Consider the following 20,695-nt stretch of genomic DNA (forward strand, 5'->3'; position numbering starts at 1 on the left):
TTTCGCGAGACTTTGCTGATGAAACTGAATAAACAGAACCTCGCCCAGTTGGCACCGCAAGTGAAGCTGCCCACCTATGAGATCGCCAGTACCACGCAGGGCATCGCCCATATCGGCGTCGGTGGCTTCCATCGCGCACATCAGGCGTATTACACCGACGCCCTGATGAACACCGGCGTTGGCCTGGACTGGAGCATCTGCGGCGTCGGCCTGCGGGCCGAAGACCGCAAGGCCCGCGACGACCTGGCCGGCCAGGACTACCTGTTCACCCTGTATGAACTGGGCGATACCGATGACACCGAAGTGCGTGTGATCGGCTCGATCAGCGACATGCTGCTGGCCGAAGACGGCGCCCAGGCGTTGATCGACAAGCTGGCTGACCCGGCAATTCGTATCGTCTCGCTGACCATCACCGAAGGCGGCTACTGCATCGACGACAGCAACGGTGAGTTCATGGCCCACCTGCCGCAGATCCAGCATGATTTGGCGCACCCGAGCGCACCGAAAACCGTGTTCGGCTTTATCTGTGCCGCGTTGACCAAACGCCGCGCCGCCGGCACTCCGGCATTTACCGTGATGTCCTGCGATAACCTGCCGCACAACGGCGCCGTGACGCGCAAGGCGCTGCTGGCCTTCGCCGCCCTGCACAATGCCGAACTGCACGACTGGATCAAGGCCAACGTGAGTTTCCCGAATGCCATGGTCGACCGCATCACGCCGATGACCAGCACCGCGCACCGCCTGCAATTGCATGATGATCACGGCATCGACGATGCCTGGCCGGTGGTGTGCGAACCCTTTGTGCAATGGGTGCTGGAGGACAAGTTCGTCAACGGTCGCCCGGCCTGGGAAACGGTCGGCGTGCAGTTCACCGATGACGTCACCCCCTATGAAGAAATGAAGATCGGCCTGCTCAACGGCAGCCACCTGGCGCTGACCTACCTGGGGTTTCTCAAGGGTTATCGGTTTGTGCACGAGACCATGAACGATCCGGTGTTTGTCGCCTACATGCGCGCCTACATGGACCTGGACGTCACGCCGAACCTGGCACCGGTGCCGGGCATCGACCTGACGGACTACAAGCAGACGCTGGTGGATCGCTTCTCCAACCAGGCGATTGCCGATCAGTTGGAGCGCGTGTGTTCGGATGGCTCGTCGAAGTTTCCCAAGTTCACCGTACCGACCATTAACCGGTTGATCGCCGATGGCCGCGAGACTGAGCGCGCCGCGCTGGTGGTGGCGGCCTGGGCGTTGTATTTGAAAGGTGTGGATGAAAACGGGGTGAGCTACAAGATCCCGGATCCGCGGGCTGAGTTTTGCCAGGGGCTGGTGAGTGATGACGCGCTGATCAGCCAACGCCTGTTGGCGGTGGAAGAGATTTTTGGTACGGCTATTCCCAACTCGCCTGGGTTTGTGGCAGCTTTCGAGCGCTGCTTTATCAGCTTGCGTGACAACGGCGTCACCGCAACACTGCAACATCTACTGAAGAAACCGAATTAAATAGGTGGGAGCTGGCTTGCCTGCGATAACGATCTATCAGTCACATCATGGCTAACCGGACCACCGCCATCGCAGGCAAGCCAGCTCCCACCGTTGATAGGGTTTCCACTCCAAAAAAACAATACTGCTGAGCAAATCCTCATGACCCAGCAAAACCTGTTTCTCGGCATCGACTGCGGCACCCAAGGCACCAAGGCCATCGTCCTCGACGCCTCCAGCGGCAAGGTACTCGGCCTGGGCGCTGCGGCGCACACGCTGATCAGCGGCGCCAATGGCCGTCGCGAGCAGCACACCCAGGAATGGCTGGACGCCTTTACCGAAGCCACCCACCGCGCCCTGCAACAGGCGGGCGTGGATGGCCAGGACATCCTCGGCATCGGCGTTTCCGGCCAGCAACATGGTTTGGTGCTGCTGGATGACCAGGGCCGCGTACTGCGCCCGGCCAAGCTGTGGTGCGATACCGAGACTGCGCCGGAAAACGAGCGACTCTTGCAGCACCTGGGCGGCGAAAGCGGCTCTCTGGAACGCCTCGGTGTGGCGATTGCCCCGGGCTACACAGTATCCAAGCTGCTGTGGACCCGCGAACAGCACCCGGACATTTTTGCGCGTATCGCGCATATCCTGCTGCCCCACGACTACCTCAATTACTGGCTCACCGGTCGCGCCGTCGCGGAATACGGCGATGCGTCAGGCACCGGCTACTTCAACGTGCGCACCCGTGAATGGGATGTGGCGCTGCTCAAGCACATCGACCCAAGTGGGCGCCTTGAAAACGCCTTGCCGCAACTGATCGAGGCCGATCAAAGCGTCGGCACGATTCTTCCGGCAATTGCCGAACGCCTGGGCATCAACCCCAATGCCATCGTTTCCAGTGGTGGTGGTGACAACATGATGGGCGCCATCGGCACTGGCAACATTGCGCCTGGCGTGATCACCATGAGCTTGGGTTCATCGGGCACTGTGTATGCGTTTGCCGACCAGCCGAGCGTAAGCCCGCAGGCGTCGGTCGCCACGTTCTGCTCATCCAGCGGTGGCTGGCTGCCGCTGATCTGCACCATGAACCTGACCAACGCCACCGGGGTGATCCGCGAACTCTTCGATCTGGACCTGACCGCGTTCAATGCCTTGGTCGAGCAAGCGCCGATTGGCGCGGACGGCGTCAGCATGCTGCCGTTTCTCAACGGCGAACGCGTGCCCGCCCTGCCCCACGCCACCGGCAGCCTGCACGGCCTGACCATGACCAACCTGACCCGCGCCAACCTGTGTCGCGCGGTGGTCGAAGGCACGACCTTCGGCCTGCGCTACGGCCTGGACTTGCTGCGTCAGACAGGGTTGCAAAGCCAGAGCATCCGCTTGATCGGTGGCGGTTCGAAAAGCCCGATCTGGCGGCAGATGGTCGCCGATATCATGAACACCGAAGTGGTCTGCACCGAACAAAGTGAAGCCGCCGCGCTGGGCGCCGCGATTCAGGCGGCCTGGAGCCAGTCCGGCGAATCACTGGCCAGCCTGTGCGACAAGTGCGTGAGCGTCGACCCGGCCAGCCGTACGCTGCCGGTAGCGGCCAGTGTCAGCGCATATCAACAAGCCTACGAGCGCTACCAGCAGCTTGTGGCAACCCTTTAAGAGCGAACGACTATGTATCTGGTGTGTGGTGAAGCGCTGTTTGATTTTTTCAGCGAGGAAGATGCCAGCGGGCAGGCGTCCAAGGTCAATTACAAGGCGATTGCCGGCGGTTCGCCGTTCAACGTCGCGGTAGGCTTGCGCCGCCTGGGTATCGAGGCGGGCTTGTTCGGCGGTTTGTCCACTGACTTCCTTGGTCGCCGCTTATTGCAGGTGCTCAAGGATGAGGGCGTGAGCGAGCAGTTCCTGGTGGAATTTGCCGCGCCGACCACCTTGTCGATGGTCGCCGTGGGCGCCAATGGCTCACCGCAGTACAACTTCCGTGGTGAAGGCTGCTCCGACCGACTGCTGGAAGTCGCCCATCTGCCTGAGCTGGGTGATGACATTCGCGGCCTGCATATCGGCTCGTTCTCCCTGGTGGTGCAACCCATCGGCGACACCCTGCTGAGCCTGGTCAAGCGCGAAAGCGGCAAGCGCCTGATCAGCCTCGACCCCAACGTGCGCCTCAACCCGCAGCCGGATATCCAGCTGTGGCGCGACCGCGTGGCAGAGTTGGTCAAGCATGCCGACCTGATCAAGGTCAGCGACGAAGACCTGCACCTGCTCTACCCCGAACAGTCCCCGGAAAGCGTGTTGCAGGGTTGGCTGCAGCACCGTTGCCAGTTGGTGTTCCTGACCCAAGGCGGCGATGGCGCCAGTGTGTTCAGTCGCCAGCACGGCCACTGGTCACAACCGGCCGTCAAGGTGGTGATGGCTGATACGGTGGGGGCCGGCGATACCTTCCAGGCCGCGTTGATTGCCTGGTTGACCGAGCAACAATTTGACTCGATTGACGGCCTGCAGCAGCTCAGCCGCGACCAGATCGACGCCATGCTGGGCTTTGCGATTCGCGCCGCGGCATTGACCTGCACCAAGACCGGTCCAGACCTGCCTTACCGCCGCCAGGTGAGTTGAACCCAGCAGCAACATGAGCAATGTGCCACCACGCAGGCCACGTATTCCGTGGCCTGCGCGCGTTTATACACACATTGCCAAGCGGGAAAACTGTGCTAAACCCAAAACAGGAGCAGTAATTACAACAAATGCAGGAAAGACCCATGCAAAAAAGCAACGGCTTATCAACCCGCGCCGTTTTAGCTGTCGGCCTTCTCTCACTGCAGTACACCACACCACAACAGTCCTACGCTGCCTGCGCACTCACTCCCGGCCCGGGCAACGACACCTTCATCTGCGACAGCGGCAGCAGTGCCGGCCTGACCGATCTCCTGGGCAATAACAGCCTGACGCTGCCTGCAGGTGGCACCGGCACCATCAACGGTAAGCGTCTACTTGGCGGCAGACTACAACACCCACCTGGACAGCAACGCGATGGAGGGGGTCAGCGGCACCGCCGGCGTGCGCATGAGCTGGTGAAGATGAAGGTTTTGTCAGCCAGGCAAACATTAATCGATGGTTAATCCCGCAAGTCGAGAGTGACGCTGTACCCACTTGCGGAGAACCACCATGAAACTGCGCACATTGATGCTCGGTGCCACCTTTTCACTGGCGGCTGTGTCAGGCCTGGCCCAGGCCGACGATCAAACAGCCGCCGTGAAACCCGTGCCTTACCACTATGGCCTGCCGATGAACATCGACAAGGTCCTGGCCATGAACGAAGCCCAGACCGACGAATGCAAAGTCATCAAGGCCGATATCAAGTTTCTGGACAAGGCAGGCAAGGTGGAAGACGTGAGCTATCGGAAGATGTCCGATGCCTGCGATTTCCAGAATTGAAGCGAACCACCGTAGGACCGAGCTTGCTCACGAAGCACTTAAAACGCCACTGAGTAGTAGGCTACCCGCGTTATCGTTGCCGATTTTCGCGAGCAAGCTCGCCCCGGCTAATAGTAGCCGCGCCCTCCCACTCGTTGCAGTGTAGGTGCGTGGGTGTGCTTGAGGTCTTCGCGCAACCCGGTGATCAGGTTGCAAATGGCTCGACTGCTGTCGAGTTTGTCTGCATCGATTCCTTTGACTTCCAAATCCACCCGGTCGCGGTCACGGTCATCGTAGACCTTGATCGTCAGCGAGGCATCTTCGGCTTTGGTGCATTCGCACCGTCTGGGCAGGAAACTTCCTTCAATAATGCTGCGAAGTTCTAATTCCGAAAGCATGGTCAACCTCTCCTTTTCTGAGACTGCCAACAGATTGTTATGAATCTGGCGGACGCTCGCCCGCCGCGTCTTGCCGGCCCTGGAAGACGCTTGTAACACCCAAGCGTACTCGGCTAAGTCAGCGCTCGTTGTAACTTTTCCTCATAAGCACTGTGCCTGGTTATAGAGGTTGAACAGCGTCAATGGGATCGTCGTCGAACGGCTACGATTAAACGTTTAACCCTGGACTTAAGGTCAAACGACACTTTGCGCAGCGACCCTTTCGGCAACATGTCGCAAACTATCGAAGTTGATGTTCGCTCCGGAATTGATCGCCACCAGCGTCTGCCCGCGCAGGTTGTGAGTGGCGACGTATTGGCGAATGCCCGCCACCGCCAACGCCCCGGAAGGCTCGGTGATGGAACGCGTGTCGTCGTAGATCAACTTGATTGCGCTGCACAACGCGTCATTGCTGACGGTGATGACTTCATCCACCCAGTCCCGGCAGATCTCGAACCCGTGGGCGCCGACCTGGGCTACCGCCGTACCGTCGGCAAACCCGTCAACGCTGGGCAGCACCACGCGCTCACCGGCACGCAGCGCCGCCAACAGGCAACTGGAGCCTTCGGGTTCGACGCCGATGATGCGCACGTCCGGGCGCAGGTATTTGACGTAGGCGGCGACGCCGGCGATCAGGCCACCACCGCCCACCGGCACGAAGATCGCGTCCAGCGGCCCCTGCTGTTGGCGCAGGATCTCCATAGCCACGGTGCCTTGGCCGGCGATCACGTCTGGGTCGTCGAAGGGCGACACGAAGGTGCACCCGGACGACTCGGCCAACTGCAGCGCATAGGCCAGGGCAAAAGGAAAACTCGCGCCGTGCAGCACGGCTTGCGCACCGCGTGAACGTACGCCCAACACCTTGAGTTCCGGGGTACTGGCGGGCATCACGATACGCGCCTTGATCCCCAACTCCCGCGCTGCCAGGGCCACACCCTGGGCATGGTTACCCGCCGACGCGGTGACCACGCCACGGGCCCTTTGCTCAGGCGTGAGCTGCACCAGCTTGTTATAGGCGCCGCGGATCTTGAATGAAAAGGTGGGCTGCAAGTCTTCGCGCTTGAGCAACACCTGGTTGCCCAGCAATGCCGACAAGGCCGGGGCCGCTTGCAAGGGCGTACGCACCGCCAGGTCGTACACCGGGGCAGCAAGAATCTTCTTCACGTAATGCTCAAGCAGTCCCGGGTCGGCGGTGTGAGGCGCGGTGCAGCTACTCATGGATGTCTCCTGGCTTTTTGTCAAAGACCCTGGAGACGGAAAAACAAAACCCGCCTCTAGGGCGGGTCTGGGTACAGCCGTGCGCTATCCCGCCAAATGAGGAATGGCGGTAATAATGCTTGGCTGGCTGCGGAAGGCTTGAAAAGTCATGTGACGAAACTAACCGGCGGCCCGCGATCAAGTCAATGGCCAAGCGCCATTTAGCGGCTGGGGGTTTACGTTCTATATACGAAACGTATACGCTTTGTATATTCCCACTGCACAGTGATGACCATGGGCATCGTCAAGATCACCGACCACCTGCACGAACAATTACGCCTGGCCAGCGCAGCGATGGACCGCTCCATCAACGCCCAGGCCGAGTTCTGGATCAAGATCGGCCTGCTCGCCGAACTCAACCCTCACCTGCCCTACAACGAGCTGATCAACAAACTGCTGCTGGACAAACCTGACCTGATCCGAGGGCGCAGTTGATGATCAAGACTGCCGCACAATTGGCCGTGATGCGTGAAGCCGGGCGCCTGCTGGCCCAGGTCTTCACCATGCTCGACGGTTTTGTCGCCGCCGGCCGCTCTACCCTGGAACTGGATGCCGCCGTCGAAGCCTTTATCCGCAACGACCTCAAGGCGCGCCCTGCCAGCCTGGGCCAGTACGACTACCCCTTCTCCATCAACACCTCGATCAACGAGGTGGTGTGCCATGGCATGCCCAGCGCCAAGGCAATCCTCAAGGACGGCGACATCATCAACATCGACATCACCCTGGAAAAAGGTGGCTTCATTGCCGACTCCAGCAAGATGTACATGATCGGCAGCGTTACGCCCAAGGCCCAGCGCCTGGTCGAGAAGACCTTCGAAGCGATGTGGGCCGGTATCCGCCAGGTCAAGCCCGGCGCCCGCCTGGGTGATATCGGCCATGCCATCCAGAGCCATGCGCAGGCCAACGGCTACAGCGTGGTGCGCGAGTATTGCGGCCACGGCATCGGCCGGCAGATGCATGAAGAACCACAGGTCCTGCACTTTGGCCGCCCCGGCACCGGACTGGAACTGCGTGAAGGCATGGTGTTTACCGTGGAGCCGATGCTCAACCAGGGCAGCTCGAAAGTGCGCAGCCTCAAGGATGGCTGGACGGTGGTCACCAAGGACAACAGCCTGTCGGCGCAGTGGGAGCACACGGTGGCAGTGACCGCGGATGGCTTTGAAGTCCTGACCCTGCAGACTTAGACGGTTGCCCATACGGCGGCTCACTTTCGAACAGCCGGAATGCCGGCCCAGTCAAAAGTAAGAAAAATGCTCTCGCCGCAACCCTCGGCACTTCGCTAGAGCTGACCCGTTTCTTACTCTCGATTTCAGTCAAATGTGAGAGCTGGCTTGCCTGCGATGGCCTCAACTGAATGTGCCTGATGTACCGAGTTATCTGCATCGCTGGCGAGCCAGCTCCCACAGAAAAGCAGGGAGGTGACTGATCTCTCAGCCAAGCGCGGCGGCCTTAGAGCTGACCCGTTTCCTACTCTCTATCTCGGTCGAATGTGGGAGCTGGCTTGCCTGCGATGGCCTCGACTGAATGTGCCTGATGTACCGAGGTGTCTGCATCGCTGGCAAGCCAGCTCCCACAGAAAAGCAGAGGCGACTGATCTCTCAGCCAAGCGCGGCGGCCTTAGAACTGACCCGTTTCCTACTCTCTATCTCGGTCGAATGTGGGAGCTGGCTTGCCTGCGATAGCCTCAACTGGATATGCCTGATGTACAGAGGTGTTTGCATCGCTGGCATGTTCACACGACATTGGCGCCCCCCGCTATCCGCTTCAGCCCCACCACCATCAAGCCCGCCCCAAGCCCCATCGCCAGCAGGAACAACGGGTACGACACCCACCAGGGCGTGCCCGCGGTCATCATGCTGAACTCCGACATGCCGCCAATGCTCGCAATCAGGTTGAGCGGCAGGAACACCACGTTGATCAGGGTGAGCTTGCGCAACAGGTTGTTCATGCTGTTGTTCATCAGATTGCCGCGCGCATCGATCAGCCCGGAAAACACGTTGGAATAGATCTCCGCCTGTTTGTAGCACTGATGGTTCTCAATGATCAGGTCATCGATCAGCGCCAGGATTTCCGCGTCGAAGTGCTCCTTCTCGGCATGGTTGCGCAGCCGCGACAGCACCGCGCCGTTGCTGTGCAGCGCGTTGATGTAATAGATCAGGCTTTCGCTGAGGCTGAACATCTGCATCAGATGATGGTTGCTCATGGACGCGTTGAACTGCTGCTGCAATTCCCGGGCGACCAGCTTGATCACCTTGAGATGGCCCAGATAGTGGTGGATGTTGTTGAGCAAAAGGTCCAGCAACACATCCAGCGGTGTGTGCAGTGGGCGGCGCTTGCCGAGACCGGTCAGCGGGGTTTCGTCGGTGGCAATCACCAGCAGGCGGCTGGGCGAAAACAGCAGGCCGCAGGACGACACCTCGAACACCAGGTTGCCGCCGCCGGAGTAGTTTTCCGGGCGCTTCCAGATCAGGAACAGATTGTCCGGATGAAACTCGATGCGTGAGACTTCGTCGGGGTCCAGCGCCGAAGCCAGGGCGTGCTCGTCGAGCTTATGGTGGTCGCGCAGCCACTCGCGCTCGGCCAGGTCAGGGTTGTTGAACAACAGGATCGGGGCATCGTCACTTTCCCCACCGTACAGCTTGCCGTCGGCCAGTTGAAAACGCTGAATCATCGCCGGGTCACCAAACCTGGCCCTGACGTTTCAACTCCAGACGTCGCACGAACTCCTCCAGCACCAGCCCATACAGGTCGTCCTGCAAGTAGGCATCCTCAATGCCCGCGTCCAGGTTGGGGTTGTCGTTGACTTCGATCACCACCACTTTGTCGCCGGACTGCTTGAGGTCGACGCCGTAGAGGCCATCGCCGATCAGGTTGGCGGTCTTCACCGCCAGTTCCACCACCGCTTTGGGCGCTTCGTGGACCGCCAGGGTACGGCACTCACCGTTGATGTCCTGGCCGATGGCCTTGTGGTTGTAGATCTGCCAATGGCCCTTGGACATAAAGTACTGGCAGGCAAAAATCGGCTTGCGATTGAGTACGCCGATGCGCCAGTCGTACTCGGTGTAGAAGAATTCCTGGGCCAGTAACAGCACCGAATGCTCGAACAACTCGGCGGTGGCCTTGAGCAAGGCGTCCTGGCTTTCTACCTTGATCACGCCTCGCGAGAAGCAGCCGTCGGGGATCTTCAACACCAGCGGGAACCCCAGGCGCTCGCCGACCCGTTCGAAGTCTTCCGGTCGCTCCTTGTACAGAATCTCTGTGGCGGGCATGCCCAGTTGGTGGCTGTTGAGCAAGTCGGTAAGGTAGACCTTGTTGGTGCAGCGCAATATCGACGCCGGGTCGTCCATCACCACCAGGCCTTCGCTTTCGGCTTTCTTGGCGAAGCGGTAGGTGTGGTTGTCGACGCTGGTGGTTTCGCGGATCAGCAAGGCATCGTATTCAGCCAGGCGCGAGTAGTCCTTGCGCTCGATCAACTCGACATCGATGCCCAGGCCCTTGCCCACGCGGATGAAATTATCCAGCGCCTTGGCATTCGACGGCGGCAATTGCTCCTGGGGATCGTGCAGGATCGCCAGGTCATAACGCGCCAGTCTCCGTGAGCGCGGCTGGCGCCAGATCTTGCGGCTGAAGTTGTCCAGGGCGTGGGCAAATTGATCTTCCTGATCATCGCGCAACTTGTGCAACACGCCGGACTTGACCCCTTCTATGTGCCAACCGTTATTCTTTTTGAAATCAACTAACAGAATCGGGCAAGGGAAGGCTTCAAACAATTGACGGGCCAAATCCTGCAATGGCTCTATATTGGTTCGACCAAAATAAAGTGTCAGGGTAAAGCCTTCGGTATTGCTATAGAGGTGATGATTCAGGGCTTTATCAAGGGTCTTGTCCAGGTCGTCCAGGGCCAGGCCGTACAGCGACTTCCTGGTCAGTTCACTGATGGTGCGCACCGAGGGAATTACCTTGTGCCCACGGGCTTCGGCGAGCAGCGAGCAGTAATAACCGTGCCCCAGGTACTTGTAGCCGCGGCACAGGTTGATCACCTGCACACGCTTGCCGGTCTCGCTTTCCCGGGTCTGCTCCAGGTATTCCTGCGCGGTGACGATGTCTTCGCTGGGGAAGTAGGAGGCCCAATCTTCCTTGCGCTCGACAATGATCACTACTTGACGGGTTCCTTTGAGGGGGACGGGAAAATAACCTGTATTAGTTATTGTCGCCGCGACTGTTTGCTCGGATACTTCACGCCAATGACCTTGTACCGCCGACATAATATTTGATCCGCTTTAGAGAACTCGACCTTTTCTATTAAGCACGATCTTTTAGAGAAGTCCCGTTTCGTTACGCAACTTTTACGGCGGTCATATGGCTCTTTGCTTTCGCGTTGCAACCCCCTGCGATGTGCCTGAACTGGTGGCACTGGAACAGCACTGTTTCACCACCGACCGGCTGTCATCGCGCAGTTTCCAGTGGATGGTCAGCCGCGCCCATGGCCAGTTGCTGGTGGCGGACAATGACGGGCAACTGCTCGGCTATGGGCTGGTGTTGTTCCACCGCGGTACCTCGTTGGCGCGCCTGTATTCCATCGCCATTGCCGAGCACGCGCGCGGCCTGGGGTTGGGCAAACAGTTGCTCGCCCGTATCGAAACCATCGCGGTGGAACACGACTGCGCCTACCTGCGCCTGGAGGTGCGCACCGACAACCCCGGCGCCCTCGCCCTGTATGAACGCAATGGCTACCGGCGTTTTGCCCTGATCAACGATTACTACGAAGACCACACCGCTGCCCTGCGCCTGGAGAAACGCATCGTCCAGCATCAGGATGCGCGCCCGCAAAGCGTGCCGTATTACCAGCAGACCACTGACTTCACCTGTGGCGCTGCCTGCCTGCTGATGGCTATGGGCGCGCTGGTGCCGAAACGCGTGGCACAACGACGCGAAGAGCTGCAGATCTGGCGCGAAGCGACCACCGTGTTCATGACCGCCGGCCACGGCGGATGCAGCCCCCAAGGGTTGGCCCTGGCCGCCTGGCGCCGGGGCTTTGCGGTGCGCATGCAGGTGAATGTGCGCGGGCCGCTGTTTTTGGATGGCGTGCGTGATGCGCATAAAAAGGACGTCATGCGCCTGGTGCATGAGGCTTTCGAAGAGGAATTAGCGAGTAGTGACGTCGAGCAAGTGTTCGGCGGCGCGCTGGACTTGCCCCAGGTATTACGCGACGGCGGCCAGCCGCTGGTGCTGATCAGCAGCTACCGCCTCACCCGATCCAAGTCACCGCACTGGGTAATAGTCACCGACTGCGACGATGACTTCGTCTACCTTCACGACCCGGACGTTGACCACAGCCAGCACCGTCAGCCCCTGGACTGCCAGCACTTGCCGGTCAGCCATGGGGAGTTCGAACGCATGTGCCGGTTCGGCAATAACAAATTGCGCGCGGCGGTGGTGGTCTTCACGCCACGTTCTTGATCGCAGCCTTGGCCTCCAGCTCACGCACCAGCGGCAACACGCGCTTGCCGAAGTACTCGACTTCTTCCTGGAAGTGCAGGAAACCGGCGAGCACCAGGTCCACCCCCACCGCCTTGAGCGCGATGATGCGCTCGGCGACCTGCTGCGGCGTGCCGATCAGGTTGGTCTTGAAGCCATCGTTGTACTGCACCAGGTCTTCGAAGCTGGACTTAGCCCAGTTGCCCTCACCTTCCGGTGAAGCCTTGCCGGCCTGCTTGGCTGCATCACCAAAGGCATTCACGGCCTCCGGATCGGCCTTGTCGATGATCTCCGCCAACACGGCACGGGCTTCTTCCTCGGTGTCGCGGGCAATCACGAACGCGTTGACGCCGACCTTGACCGAATGGTTATTCGCCGCCGCCTTGGCTCGAATGTCGTCGACTTGAGCCTTGATGCCTTCTGGGGTGTTGCCGTTGGTGAAGTACCAGTCCGACACCCGTGCGGCCATGTCCCGCGCCGCCCGCGAGCTGCCGCCCTGGAACACTTCCGGCTGGCCCAGTGGCTTGGGCTTGAGGGTGTACTCGTTGAAACGGTAGAAGTCGCCCTTGAAGGTGAAGTCGTCCTGGGTCCAGATGCCTTTGAGGGCACGGATGAACTCTTCGGAACGACGATAGCGCTCGTCGTGCTCCAGCCAATGTTCGCCGATGGCCTGGAACTCGCCCTTGAACCAGCCGCTGACGATATTCACCGCGATACGGCCGTTGGTGAGCTGGTCGATGGTCGCCAGTTGCTTGGCCGCCAGCGCCGGTTGCCACGGACCGGGCAGGATGGCGGCGATCACCTTGAGCGTGGTGGTCGCCGCCAGCAGCGCATGGCTGAACGCTACGGACTCATGCTGGTTTTCGGCGCCGTAGCCGGCGGTGAAACGGATCTGGGTGAGGCCGTACTCGAAACCGGCGGCTTCTGCAAGCTGCGCCAGTTTGCGGTTGTAATCAATGCCCCAGTGAGTGCGTTGCTCGATCTTGCTGACCACCAGCCCACCGCTGACGTTGGGCACCCAATAGGCAAATTTCACGGCTTGCTGACTCATCGAACGGTACCTCGCACAAAGGGATGTACCCGGGGCTTGAGCAGCAAGCGTGCCAGGCCGGTGAAACGCCCATGCCAGGGGCTCTGGGCCGACTTCGAGGTGTCGGCGACGATGTCGCAGAGTGTGCTGGTTTGTCGATCAGCTGTTGCCAGGGCAACAGTGGCCGAAGGGTCTACCCCGCAAATACGGGCGCTGGCACCCGGCACGGACTGTGCAATCCCCCTGTACCGATCACTGCCCAGGAACCTTGCCCATGACCGAACAACACGTCATCAACCCGCTGTCTACCGGCGTCGACTACCCGACTCTGGCGGCACGCTTCCGCCCGATTTTTCAGCGCATCGCCGAGGGCGCCCTAGAGCGCGAACAGCGCCGCACCCTGCCCCACGAGCCGATCCAGTGGCTGAAAGCCGCCGGCTTTGGCGCGGTGCGCGTGCCGGTGGAGTACGGCGGTGGGGGCGCTTCCCTGCCGCAGTTGTTCGAACTGCTGATCGAACTGGCCGAAGCCGACTCCAACGTGCCCCAGGCCCTGCGCGGGCACTTTGCCTTTGCCGAAGACCGCCTGAATGCACCGCCCAGTGCCGGTCGCGACCTGTGGTTCAAGCGCTTCGTAGAGGGCGATATCGTCGGCTGCGCCTGGACCGAAATCGGCAACGTGGCCATTGGCGATGTGGTCACCCAGGTCAGCCCCGACGGTGACCATTGGAAGCTCAATGGAGAAAAGTTCTACAGCACCGGCAGCATCTTCGCCGACTGGATCGACGTGTATGCCCAACGCAGCGACACCGGCGCCGATGTGATTGCCGCCACCCGCGCCCGCCAGCCTGGGGTGGTGCACAGTGATGATTGGGACGGCTTTGGCCAGCGCACCACGGGCAGCGGCACGTCGCGCTTTACCGATGCGGTGGTGGAGGCGGACAACGTTATCGACTTTGCTACGCGGTTCAAATACCAGACGGCGTTCTATCAGTTGGTGCTGCTCGCCAGCCTGGCGGGTATTGGCCGCGCGGCGCTGCGCGACGTGGCACACCAGGTGCGCAGCCGTAAGCGCATCTACAGCCATGGCAATGCGGCCCATGTCAGCCAGGACGCGCAGGTTCAACAGGTAGTGGGCGAAGTGGCGGCGCTGGTTTATGCCGCCGAGGCAAGCGCGTTGAAAGCCACGTTGCCGGCGCAACGGGCGTACCTGGCGCGGTTTGGGAGGGATGATATTGTTGAGCGTGAAGCCAATGTAGCGGCCGAGATTGAGTCGGCCACGGCGCAGGTGGTGGTGTCGGGGTTGATTCAGCGTGCCACCAGTGAGTTGTTCAATGCCCTGGGGGCGTCGGATGTGCGTCAGGGTAAGGCGCTGGACCGGCATTGGCGGAATGCGCGGACGGTGTCGTCGCATAATCCGGTGATCTATAAGGCGCGGATTGTGGGGGATTGGGTGGTTAATGGGGTTGAGCCGCCGTTTGTCTGGCAGATTGGGAATGGGCCGGGCCGGGGCTGAGTCACTCGGCACATCGCTTAAGCTCGGTGTGCCCGTAATCCAACATTGATTTGGAGGGCTTGCCAGCAATGCAGGCAACTCGGTATATCAGTTACACCGAGGTGATGCCATCGCAGGCAAGCCAGCTCCCACATGTTGACCGAGTTCGGCGTTGAATACCGGACGGCTTTAAGGCCGTCCCAGCCAACATCAGAACGCGAGCTTGTAACCAATCGCCATCAACATAACCGCCAAACAAGGCCGCAACACCCCATCCGGAAGCTTGCCCGTCATATGGCTGCCGACATAGATTCCCGGCAACGACCCCATCAACAAAAACCCCAACAAATGCCAGTCCATATTCCCCATGCTGGCATGCCCCAACCCCGCCACCAGGGTCAGCGGCACAGCATGCGCGATTTCAGTCCCCACCAATCGCCGCGTAGCCAGGAACGGATACAGAATAAACAACGCCACCGTTCCCAGCGCACCAGCACCGATGGACGTCAGCGCCACCATGGTTCCGAGGACCGCGCCAGTCACCACTGTCAGCGCATTCAGGTTCCGCGGGCTCATGTGATAGCTATCACCCGCATGCCGCTGGGCAAACGCCAACAGACTTTTCTTGAACAGAATCGCCAAGGCCGTCAGTAGCAACACTACACCGAGCGCCTGCTTGATCACCGCATTCATCACACTGGGGTCGGTATGCAGACTGGCCAGGAACCACAGCGTCAACAACACCGCCGGCACGCTACCCAGGGTCAGCCAGCCGGTGATGGCCCAATCGATATTCTTGTTCTTGCTGTGCACCAACACCCCACCCGACTTGGTGATGGCGGCATACAGCAGGTCAGTGCCCACGGCGGTGGCCGGGTTGATGCCGAACCACAGCAGGATCGGGGTCATCAACGAGCCCCCACCCACACCGGTCATGCCCACGATAAAACCAACGATCAGGCCAGCAATTACAAAACCAAAATTACCCACATCCATCACAGCTACCTGCGGCCTTATAAATTTCTGGCCGCAGGATAGCGATTTTTCTTATAACGACTTATATCAATGTGATCTGACTTTATGCCTTTTAGCTCAGACGGTGACAGACATAAGCCTGGGTCTGATACGGAAAGGCCACCGTGTCGCGCCCCTTCAACGCCGGATGCGTATCAATCAAGGCCTGCAATTGCGCAGTCACTACCGCCTTGGGTGCATCCGGCAGCGCGGCAATAAAGCTCACGGAAAGGAAGCGGTCCATGATCACTTCCTGAGGGCTGCCGACATGACTGTAGGGAAAACAGGTTACTTCGGGGTCGGAAAAATACTCGCCGGTGAAGGCCTCACGCCAACGCCCCGTATGAAAGCGCGGCGTATCACCCTCGTACGGGGTGATAATCTCGGTGATGGCGGCGACCCAATCCACCGACTCATCGCGGACATTCCACACCAGGCCAAGCCGACCGTCAGGTTTGAGTACGCGATGGATTTCTGCGAGCGCGGCTTCAGTGGAAAACCAGTGGAACGCCTGGGCACACACCACTGCGTCGGCGCTGGCAGAGGGCAGTGGGATAGACTCAGCAGTGCCATTGACCAGGCGCACATCCGGCAACAGTTTGGTCAACTGCGCGCCCATGGCCGCGACCGGCTCGACGGCGGTCAATGTCGGTGCCAGGGTGCTGAGCAGGCGGGTGAATTTGCCAGTGCCGGCGCCCAGGTCGATCACGCTCGATTGTGCATCGATGCGCAGTGTGTCGGCGAGCCAGCCCGTGAGTTGCCTGGGGTAGTCCGGCCGGCCTTGGGCGTAGGTGACGGCCTGGGTAGAGAAACCTTGTTGAGCAGACGTGTGTACACCAGTCATTGCCAATCTCTCCTCGGGTAAAGCGGGGGCACAGTGTGCGCCCTCTCACCTTTATTTTCTAATCGCTGCATCCAATCGTACGCGCCATGGGTAGTCCTTTCAGAAACCCCGCTGTTTTACTGAAATGGAGAAGTACCCATGAACGCTAAAGCACTGTTCTGCCTCACTACACTGCTGGCCGCCGCGCCGGCCGCATTCGCCCAGACCGGCTTGCCTGACAGCATCAAGGTGCCGGACGGCCACAAGGTGGCGCTGGAAACCACCGGCGTCGGCGAAATCACCTACGAGTGCCGCGACAAGGCCAACGCCGCCGGCCAGACCGAGTGGACGTTTGTCGGGCCAAAAGCGGTGTTGAATGACCGCAGCGGCAAGCAAGTCGGCACCTACTTTGGCCCACCGGCCACCTGGCAGGCCAAGGACGGTTCGACAATCACCGGCACCCAATTGGCCGTGGCGCCATCGGGCGCGGGCAACTTGCCGTATCAATTGGTCAAGGCCAACCCCGCTGAAGGCAAAGGCGTGATGAGCGGCGTGAGTTACATCCAGCGCGTGGCCCTCAAGGGCGGCGTGGCACCGAACACAGAGTGCACGGCAGCCAACAAAGGCAAGCAGGAAGTGGTGAAATACCAGGCCGATTACATCTTCTGGGCGGCCAACTGAGCAAACTGAGCTACGCTGCCCCGAAACTGCCTACATACCTTGTAGGAGCGAGCTTGCTCGCGAAGAACCTGAGAGCGCCACGGACAGCCTGAATGCCCACGTTTTCGTTAACGTTTTTCGCGAGCAATCTCGCTCCTACAGGGGTTCAGCAATTGAGGGGACGGTGATACGTGTTTGATTACGAAGCCTGTCTGCAGGCCTGCGCCCGTGGCGATCAACGCGCCTTGCGCCAACTCTACGAGCAGGAAAGCAGCCATCTGCTCGGCGTAGCGATGCGCATCGCCAGGAACAGATCCTTGGCCGAAGATATCGTGCACGATGCGTTTATCAAGATCTGGCGCGGTGCCGGCAGTTTTGACCCCAGTCGCGGCTCGGCCCGTGGCTGGGTGTTCAGTGTGACCCGGCACCTGGCGCTCAACTTCGTACGAAACCAATACCGCGAAGTCCCGTTGAGCGATGAACACGAACAGGTCGCTGCAACCGACACGTTTGAATTCACTGCACGCTCAGGGCAAGTGCACACCTGCCTTGAGCAACTCGACCCGGTCCGTCGCACGTGCATCCTGCATGCCTATGTCGACGGTTATTCCCACAGCGAAATCGCCCAGAAACTCGACACCCCGCTGGGGACCGTCAAGGCCTGGATCAAACGTAGCCTCGCCGCGCTGCGGGAGTGCATGGCATGAGCAACCCACTGGACGAACTGGCCAGCGAATACGTGCTGGGCACCCTGCCCGGCGAACAGCGCGCTGAAGTCGAACAACGCCTCAAACACGATTCCGAACTACGCGCTGCAGTGGACGCCTGGGAGCAACGCCTGTTGCCGCTGACGGCCTTGGCGGAGCCCGTGCCGCCCTCCTCTGAGCTGTGGCGGCGTATCGAACGCAATATTGCCAGTGCCGGTACACGCTGGTGGGACCTGCTGGCAGTGTGGCGCGGCCTGGCCGGTGCTGGGCTGTTGACCACGCTGGTGCTGGCCGGGTTGCTGCTGACCCGCCCGCCCACTGCCGCCCCAAGCTTCGTGGTGGTGCTGGTGGCGCCTCAAAGCCAGGCACCGGGCTGGGTGATCCAGGCCAGCAATGATCAGCAGATTCAGTTGATCCCGTTGGGCGTCATGGAAGTGCCGGCCGACAAGGCCCTGCAGTTCTGGACCAAGGGCGACGGCTGGCAGGGACCGGTATCCTTGGGCCTGGTCACGCCGGGGCAGACGCTGTCGGTGCCATTGGACAAGCTGCCACCGCTGACTCAGAACCAATTGTTCGAACTGACCCTGGAAGACCCGCGCGGTTCGCCGACCGGCAAACCCACTGGGCCGATCCAGGCGATCGGCCGCGCGGTCAAAGTGCTCTGATCAGGCGACGGTGGGCAACCACACGCGAAACCGCGCACCGCCCAGCGGTGAAGCCAATGCCGTCAAGGTGCCGCCCTGGGCTTCCAGGGCGCGCCGGCTGATGGCCAGGCCCAGGCCAAACCCGCCGGTAGCGCGGTCGCGGCTGCGGTCGAGCCGGTAGAACGGCTCGAAGATGCGCTCGCGCTGGTCCACGGGGATGCCGATACCGTCGTCGTCCACCCAGATTTCACAGCCCTTGGCACACACCTTCACCCCAACCTGGATGCGCTTGTCGCAGTAACGCGTGGCATTGCGCAGCAGGTTCTGCAAGGCACGAGCAGTGAGGCGCGGATCGAGGCTGAAGCGCTCTACGGCGCAGTCGAGCGCGACGTCGATGACGATCTCGGGGTTTTCCAGTTCGTCATCGACGCTGCCCAGCACGCTGTCGATGAACTCATCGAGCACCACCTCGACCCGCTCCGGCAGCTGCGCCGGGTTTTGCAGGCGGCTGTAGGACAACAACTCCAGTACCAACTCATCCAGTTCGCGGATATGCGCCACCAGGCTTTGCAGGCGTTCGCGGCTGGCCTCGGGCAAGTCCTCGGAAAGCGCCAGGGCCAGGCCGAAATCCAGGCGCGTGAGCGGCGTGCGCAGCTCATGGGAGACCGCGTTGAGCAGGTCGCGCTGCTGGTTGAGCAGGTGCTCGATGTCGTCGGCCATGGTGTCGAACACCGAGGCCAGGCTGCCGATGCTGGAACTGGCCGGAATACCCGTGCGCTCGGCCAGGTTGCCTTGGCCCAATTGCGCGGCGGTGCTTTTCAGGCGTTCCAGATCGCGCCAGTGCGGGCGCAACCACACCAGCAGGCAGGCCAGCAGTGCAGCGACGATCAGCACGTTGATCGCCCAGTACAGCACATTCATGTCCATCGGATCGGGCGGTACAGTCAGCTTGACCACGAACTGCTCATTGATCGGCGAGCTGATTTCCTCCATCCAACCCCATTCCCCCAGCCGGACCACCGACTTGCCGCGTTCCAGCAGCGTCTCTTCGGCCGGGGTGTAGCTGGCGTCCTGGCGCAGCAACAACTGCACTTTCAGCGGCGCGAAATCACGACCGAGTTGCTCGGTGACCTGGGACCAGCGCTCCACCGGCGCCCGCAGGTATTGCTTGACGATCAGCTTCTGCTGGCCGCGGGTCTGCTCGATGTTGTAGTTCATGTAGCGGTGTTCGAACAGCTGGATCACCAGCGACGGGATCAAGTAGATCGCCAGGCTGTAGGTGACGATGGTGATCAGGTAGAGGCGCAGCAATACACGGAACATGGCTCAGCATTCCCACTCGGAACGGCTGAACAGGTAGCCCTTGCCCCACACCGTCTTGATTTTGCGCGCCTCACCGGCGTTGTCGTCGAACTTGCGGCGCAGCTTGGAGATGGCCACGTCCACCGAACGGTCAGTGCCATTGAATTCGATGCCCCGCAGGCGTTGCAGGATCTGGTCGCGGCTCAGCACTTCGCCTGCATGCCGCGCCAGCACCACCAGCAGGTTGTACTCGCCGCTGGACAGCTCCACCGGCTGCTCACGCCAGGTCACCGTGCGCTCCGACAGGTCGATGCACAGGTTGCCCATGATGATCTGATCGTTGGCCACCTGGGGCTCGGACAAACTGCTGCGCCGTAATAACGTGCGCACCCGCGCCAGCAATACCCGTGGCTCGCAAGGCTTGGTCACGTAGTCGTCGGCGCCCATTTCCAGGCCCAACACCTGGTCGTGGCTGTCATCGCGGGCGGTGAGCATCAAGATCGGCAGGCCCGCCGAGTCAGCGCGCAACAGGCGGCAGACTTGCAGGCCGTCGAGGCCGGGCAGCATCAGGTCGAGGATCACCAGGTCCGGCGGGTTGAGGCGCGCGCGTTCGCGGACGTGGTCGCCACGGCTGAGCACGCTGACGTGGTAGCCATTGCGTTCCAGATAGCTGGCAATCAGCTCGGAGAGTGCGGCGTCGTCTTCCACCAGGAGGATGTTGGGCATGGTGTTTCCAAATAATGCGGTTCGTCGGCTGTGCACAGACCCTTGTGGGAGCGGGCTTGCTCGCGAAAGCAGTGGTTCAGTGAGCAGATTTTTTGGCTGATATACCGCTTTCACGGGCAAGCCCGCCCCCCACATTGATCGTTGCTGTTTGCAGGATTGTGCAAGGATATACGCCCTCTGCCGACTATGGGTCGCACCTTACATTTCTTCACAGACGAGCTACACAGCTTCACAGCACCAAGGCGCAGGTGAC

The 20,695-nt window shown here is 60.7% G+C and carries 20 protein-coding genes and 2 pseudogenes; 12 read left to right on the plus strand and 10 right to left on the minus strand.

Features of this window, described 5'->3' with window-relative positions; genetic code table 11:
• The first annotated feature begins 18 nt into the window (after positions 1–18).
• From BMZ57_RS14225 to BMZ57_RS14245, 5 genes and pseudogenes are all read left to right on the plus strand, one after another.
• Complete coding sequence (locus tag BMZ57_RS14225) at positions 19–1,500, plus strand: mannitol dehydrogenase family protein (RefSeq protein ID WP_069672649.1); 1,482 nt, start codon at positions 19–21, stop codon at positions 1,498–1,500.
• A 141-nt stretch (positions 1,501–1,641) separates the two neighbouring features.
• Complete coding sequence (gene xylB, locus BMZ57_RS14230) at positions 1,642–3,123, plus strand: xylulokinase (RefSeq protein WP_045792220.1); 1,482 nt, start codon at positions 1,642–1,644, stop codon at positions 3,121–3,123.
• A 12-nt stretch (positions 3,124–3,135) separates the two neighbouring features.
• Complete coding sequence (locus BMZ57_RS14235) at positions 3,136–4,074, plus strand: carbohydrate kinase family protein (RefSeq protein WP_069672650.1); 939 nt, start codon at positions 3,136–3,138, stop codon at positions 4,072–4,074.
• A gap of 143 nt (positions 4,075–4,217) precedes the next feature.
• Positions 4,218–4,454, plus strand: a pseudogene (locus tag BMZ57_RS14240) (hypothetical protein); the annotation flags it as partial.
• Positions 4,455–4,623: 169 nt separating this feature from the next.
• Complete coding sequence (locus BMZ57_RS14245; protein ID WP_010210772.1) at positions 4,624–4,893, plus strand: DUF2790 domain-containing protein; 270 nt, start codon at positions 4,624–4,626, stop codon at positions 4,891–4,893.
• A 107-nt stretch (positions 4,894–5,000) separates the two neighbouring features.
• Here BMZ57_RS14245 and BMZ57_RS14250 read toward each other — a convergent pair whose 3' ends face one another.
• A complete protein-coding gene (locus BMZ57_RS14250) occupies positions 5,001–5,270 on the minus strand; it encodes a DUF1652 domain-containing protein (protein ID WP_010210773.1) in 270 nt (89 codons plus the stop codon).
• Positions 5,271–5,504: 234 nt separating this feature from the next.
• The gene (gene ilvA, locus BMZ57_RS14255; protein ID WP_010210775.1) at positions 5,505–6,527 is read right to left on the minus strand and encodes a threonine ammonia-lyase, biosynthetic; all 1,023 of its coding nucleotides are present in this window, start codon (positions 6,525–6,527) and stop codon (positions 5,505–5,507) included.
• Positions 6,528–6,800: 273 nt separating this feature from the next.
• Here ilvA and BMZ57_RS14260 point away from each other — a divergent pair, with 273 nt between their 5' ends.
• Together BMZ57_RS14260 and map are read left to right on the plus strand one after the other, a co-directional pair.
• Positions 6,801–7,001, plus strand: a complete 201-nt coding sequence (locus BMZ57_RS14260; RefSeq protein WP_010210776.1) for a ParD-like family protein — start codon at positions 6,801–6,803, stop codon at positions 6,999–7,001.
• Positions 7,001–7,750 (plus strand): type I methionyl aminopeptidase, encoded by a 750-nt coding sequence (gene map / locus BMZ57_RS14265; RefSeq protein WP_010210778.1) that lies wholly within the window; start codon positions 7,001–7,003, stop codon positions 7,748–7,750. The genes BMZ57_RS14260 and map overlap by 1 nt, the downstream gene beginning before the upstream one ends.
• A gap of 548 nt (positions 7,751–8,298) precedes the next feature.
• Here the strand turns inward: map and BMZ57_RS14270 are convergent.
• Both BMZ57_RS14270 and BMZ57_RS14275 read right to left on the minus strand, forming a co-directional pair.
• Positions 8,299–9,237, minus strand: coding sequence for a magnesium transporter CorA family protein (locus BMZ57_RS14270; RefSeq protein ID WP_010210779.1), 939 nt, complete (start codon positions 9,235–9,237; stop codon positions 8,299–8,301).
• Positions 9,238–9,244: 7 nt separating this feature from the next.
• Entirely contained in the window at positions 9,245–10,831 is a 1,587-nt protein-coding gene (locus tag BMZ57_RS14275; RefSeq protein WP_042571568.1) for a RimK family ATP-grasp domain-containing protein, read from the minus strand.
• Positions 10,832–10,925: 94 nt separating this feature from the next.
• Here BMZ57_RS14275 and BMZ57_RS14280 point away from each other — a divergent pair, with 94 nt between their 5' ends.
• Positions 10,926–12,026 (plus strand): GNAT family N-acetyltransferase/peptidase C39 family protein, encoded by a 1,101-nt coding sequence (locus BMZ57_RS14280; RefSeq protein WP_044287057.1) that lies wholly within the window; start codon positions 10,926–10,928, stop codon positions 12,024–12,026.
• Here the strand turns inward: BMZ57_RS14280 and sfnG are convergent.
• Positions 12,010–13,095 carry a dimethylsulfone monooxygenase SfnG gene (gene sfnG / locus BMZ57_RS14285; RefSeq protein WP_021491776.1) on the minus strand — a complete coding sequence of 362 codons (1,086 nt, stop codon included), beginning with the start codon at positions 13,093–13,095 and terminating at the stop codon, positions 12,010–12,012. The genes BMZ57_RS14280 and sfnG overlap by 17 nt on opposite strands.
• 253 nt (positions 13,096–13,348) lie before the next feature.
• Between sfnG and BMZ57_RS14290 the strand changes: the two genes are divergently transcribed.
• Positions 13,349–14,587 (plus strand): acyl-CoA dehydrogenase family protein, encoded by a 1,239-nt coding sequence (locus tag BMZ57_RS14290; RefSeq protein ID WP_010210787.1) that lies wholly within the window; start codon positions 13,349–13,351, stop codon positions 14,585–14,587.
• Positions 14,588–14,776: 189 nt separating this feature from the next.
• Here the strand turns inward: BMZ57_RS14290 and BMZ57_RS14295 are convergent, their stop codons facing one another.
• Both BMZ57_RS14295 and BMZ57_RS14300 read right to left on the minus strand, forming a co-directional pair.
• Positions 14,777–15,562 (minus strand): sulfite exporter TauE/SafE family protein, encoded by a 786-nt coding sequence (locus BMZ57_RS14295; RefSeq protein WP_010210788.1) that lies wholly within the window; start codon positions 15,560–15,562, stop codon positions 14,777–14,779.
• A gap of 91 nt (positions 15,563–15,653) precedes the next feature.
• Positions 15,654–16,424, minus strand: coding sequence for a class I SAM-dependent methyltransferase (locus BMZ57_RS14300; protein ID WP_021491778.1), 771 nt, complete (start codon positions 16,422–16,424; stop codon positions 15,654–15,656).
• A 138-nt stretch (positions 16,425–16,562) separates the two neighbouring features.
• On the opposite strand from BMZ57_RS14300, the gene BMZ57_RS14305 reads away from it, so the two are divergent.
• On the plus strand, positions 16,563–17,084 hold the full coding sequence (locus BMZ57_RS14305) for a DUF3455 domain-containing protein (RefSeq protein ID WP_010210793.1): 522 nt from the start codon (positions 16,563–16,565) through the stop codon (positions 17,082–17,084).
• 40 nt (positions 17,085–17,124) lie between these two features.
• Here BMZ57_RS14305 and BMZ57_RS30145 read toward each other — a convergent pair.
• Positions 17,125–17,211, minus strand: a pseudogene (locus tag BMZ57_RS30145) (outer membrane lipoprotein carrier protein LolA); the annotation flags it as partial.
• Between the two features lie 43 nt (positions 17,212–17,254).
• Here BMZ57_RS30145 and BMZ57_RS14310 point away from each other — a divergent pair.
• Both BMZ57_RS14310 and BMZ57_RS14315 read left to right on the plus strand, forming a co-directional pair.
• Positions 17,255–17,770: a sigma-70 family RNA polymerase sigma factor gene (locus BMZ57_RS14310; RefSeq protein WP_010210797.1), complete on the plus strand. Its 516-nt coding sequence runs from the start codon at positions 17,255–17,257 to the stop codon at positions 17,768–17,770.
• Positions 17,767–18,435 (plus strand): anti-sigma factor, encoded by a 669-nt coding sequence (locus tag BMZ57_RS14315; protein WP_010210798.1) that lies wholly within the window; start codon positions 17,767–17,769, stop codon positions 18,433–18,435. Before BMZ57_RS14310 ends, BMZ57_RS14315 begins: the two co-directional genes overlap by 4 nt.
• Here the strand turns inward: BMZ57_RS14315 and BMZ57_RS14320 are convergent, their stop codons facing one another.
• Complete coding sequence (locus tag BMZ57_RS14320) at positions 18,436–19,737, minus strand: ATP-binding protein (RefSeq protein ID WP_010210799.1); 1,302 nt, start codon at positions 19,735–19,737, stop codon at positions 18,436–18,438.
• Between the two features lie 3 nt (positions 19,738–19,740).
• On the minus strand, positions 19,741–20,442 hold the full coding sequence (locus tag BMZ57_RS14325) for a response regulator (protein ID WP_010210801.1): 702 nt from the start codon (positions 20,440–20,442) through the stop codon (positions 19,741–19,743).
• Between the last annotated feature and the right edge of the window lie 253 nt (positions 20,443–20,695).

The sequence above is a fragment of the Pseudomonas simiae genome (genome assembly GCF_900111895.1).
In the GTDB taxonomy this organism is placed as follows: Bacteria; Pseudomonadota; Gammaproteobacteria; order Pseudomonadales; family Pseudomonadaceae; genus Aquipseudomonas; species Aquipseudomonas simiae.

Coding starts and splice junctions, on each gene's coding strand:
- BMZ57_RS14225 (WP_069672649.1), top strand. CDS start 19: ATGAAACTGAATAAACAGAACCTCGCCCAGTTGGCACCGCAAGTGAAG.
- xylB (WP_045792220.1), top strand. CDS start 1,642: ATGACCCAGCAAAACCTGTTTCTCGGCATCGACTGCGGCACCCAAGGC.
- BMZ57_RS14235 (WP_069672650.1), top strand. CDS start 3,136: ATGTATCTGGTGTGTGGTGAAGCGCTGTTTGATTTTTTCAGCGAGGAA.
- BMZ57_RS14245 (WP_010210772.1), top strand. CDS start 4,624: ATGAAACTGCGCACATTGATGCTCGGTGCCACCTTTTCACTGGCGGCT.
- BMZ57_RS14250 (WP_010210773.1), bottom strand. CDS start 5,270: ATGCTTTCGGAATTAGAACTTCGCAGCATTATTGAAGGAAGTTTCCTG.
- ilvA (WP_010210775.1), bottom strand. CDS start 6,527: ATGAGTAGCTGCACCGCGCCTCACACCGCCGACCCGGGACTGCTTGAG.
- BMZ57_RS14260 (WP_010210776.1), top strand. CDS start 6,801: ATGGGCATCGTCAAGATCACCGACCACCTGCACGAACAATTACGCCTG.
- map (WP_010210778.1), top strand. CDS start 7,001: ATGATCAAGACTGCCGCACAATTGGCCGTGATGCGTGAAGCCGGGCGC.
- BMZ57_RS14270 (WP_010210779.1), bottom strand. CDS start 9,237: ATGATTCAGCGTTTTCAACTGGCCGACGGCAAGCTGTACGGTGGGGAA.
- BMZ57_RS14275 (WP_042571568.1), bottom strand. CDS start 10,831: ATGTCGGCGGTACAAGGTCATTGGCGTGAAGTATCCGAGCAAACAGTC.
- BMZ57_RS14280 (WP_044287057.1), top strand. CDS start 10,926: ATGGCTCTTTGCTTTCGCGTTGCAACCCCCTGCGATGTGCCTGAACTG.
- sfnG (WP_021491776.1), bottom strand. CDS start 13,095: ATGAGTCAGCAAGCCGTGAAATTTGCCTATTGGGTGCCCAACGTCAGC.
- BMZ57_RS14290 (WP_010210787.1), top strand. CDS start 13,349: ATGACCGAACAACACGTCATCAACCCGCTGTCTACCGGCGTCGACTAC.
- BMZ57_RS14295 (WP_010210788.1), bottom strand. CDS start 15,562: ATGGATGTGGGTAATTTTGGTTTTGTAATTGCTGGCCTGATCGTTGGT.
- BMZ57_RS14300 (WP_021491778.1), bottom strand. CDS start 16,424: ATGACTGGTGTACACACGTCTGCTCAACAAGGTTTCTCTACCCAGGCC.
- BMZ57_RS14305 (WP_010210793.1), top strand. CDS start 16,563: ATGAACGCTAAAGCACTGTTCTGCCTCACTACACTGCTGGCCGCCGCG.
- BMZ57_RS14315 (WP_010210798.1), top strand. CDS start 17,767: ATGAGCAACCCACTGGACGAACTGGCCAGCGAATACGTGCTGGGCACC.
- BMZ57_RS14320 (WP_010210799.1), bottom strand. CDS start 19,737: ATGTTCCGTGTATTGCTGCGCCTCTACCTGATCACCATCGTCACCTAC.
- BMZ57_RS14325 (WP_010210801.1), bottom strand. CDS start 20,442: ATGCCCAACATCCTCCTGGTGGAAGACGACGCCGCACTCTCCGAGCTG.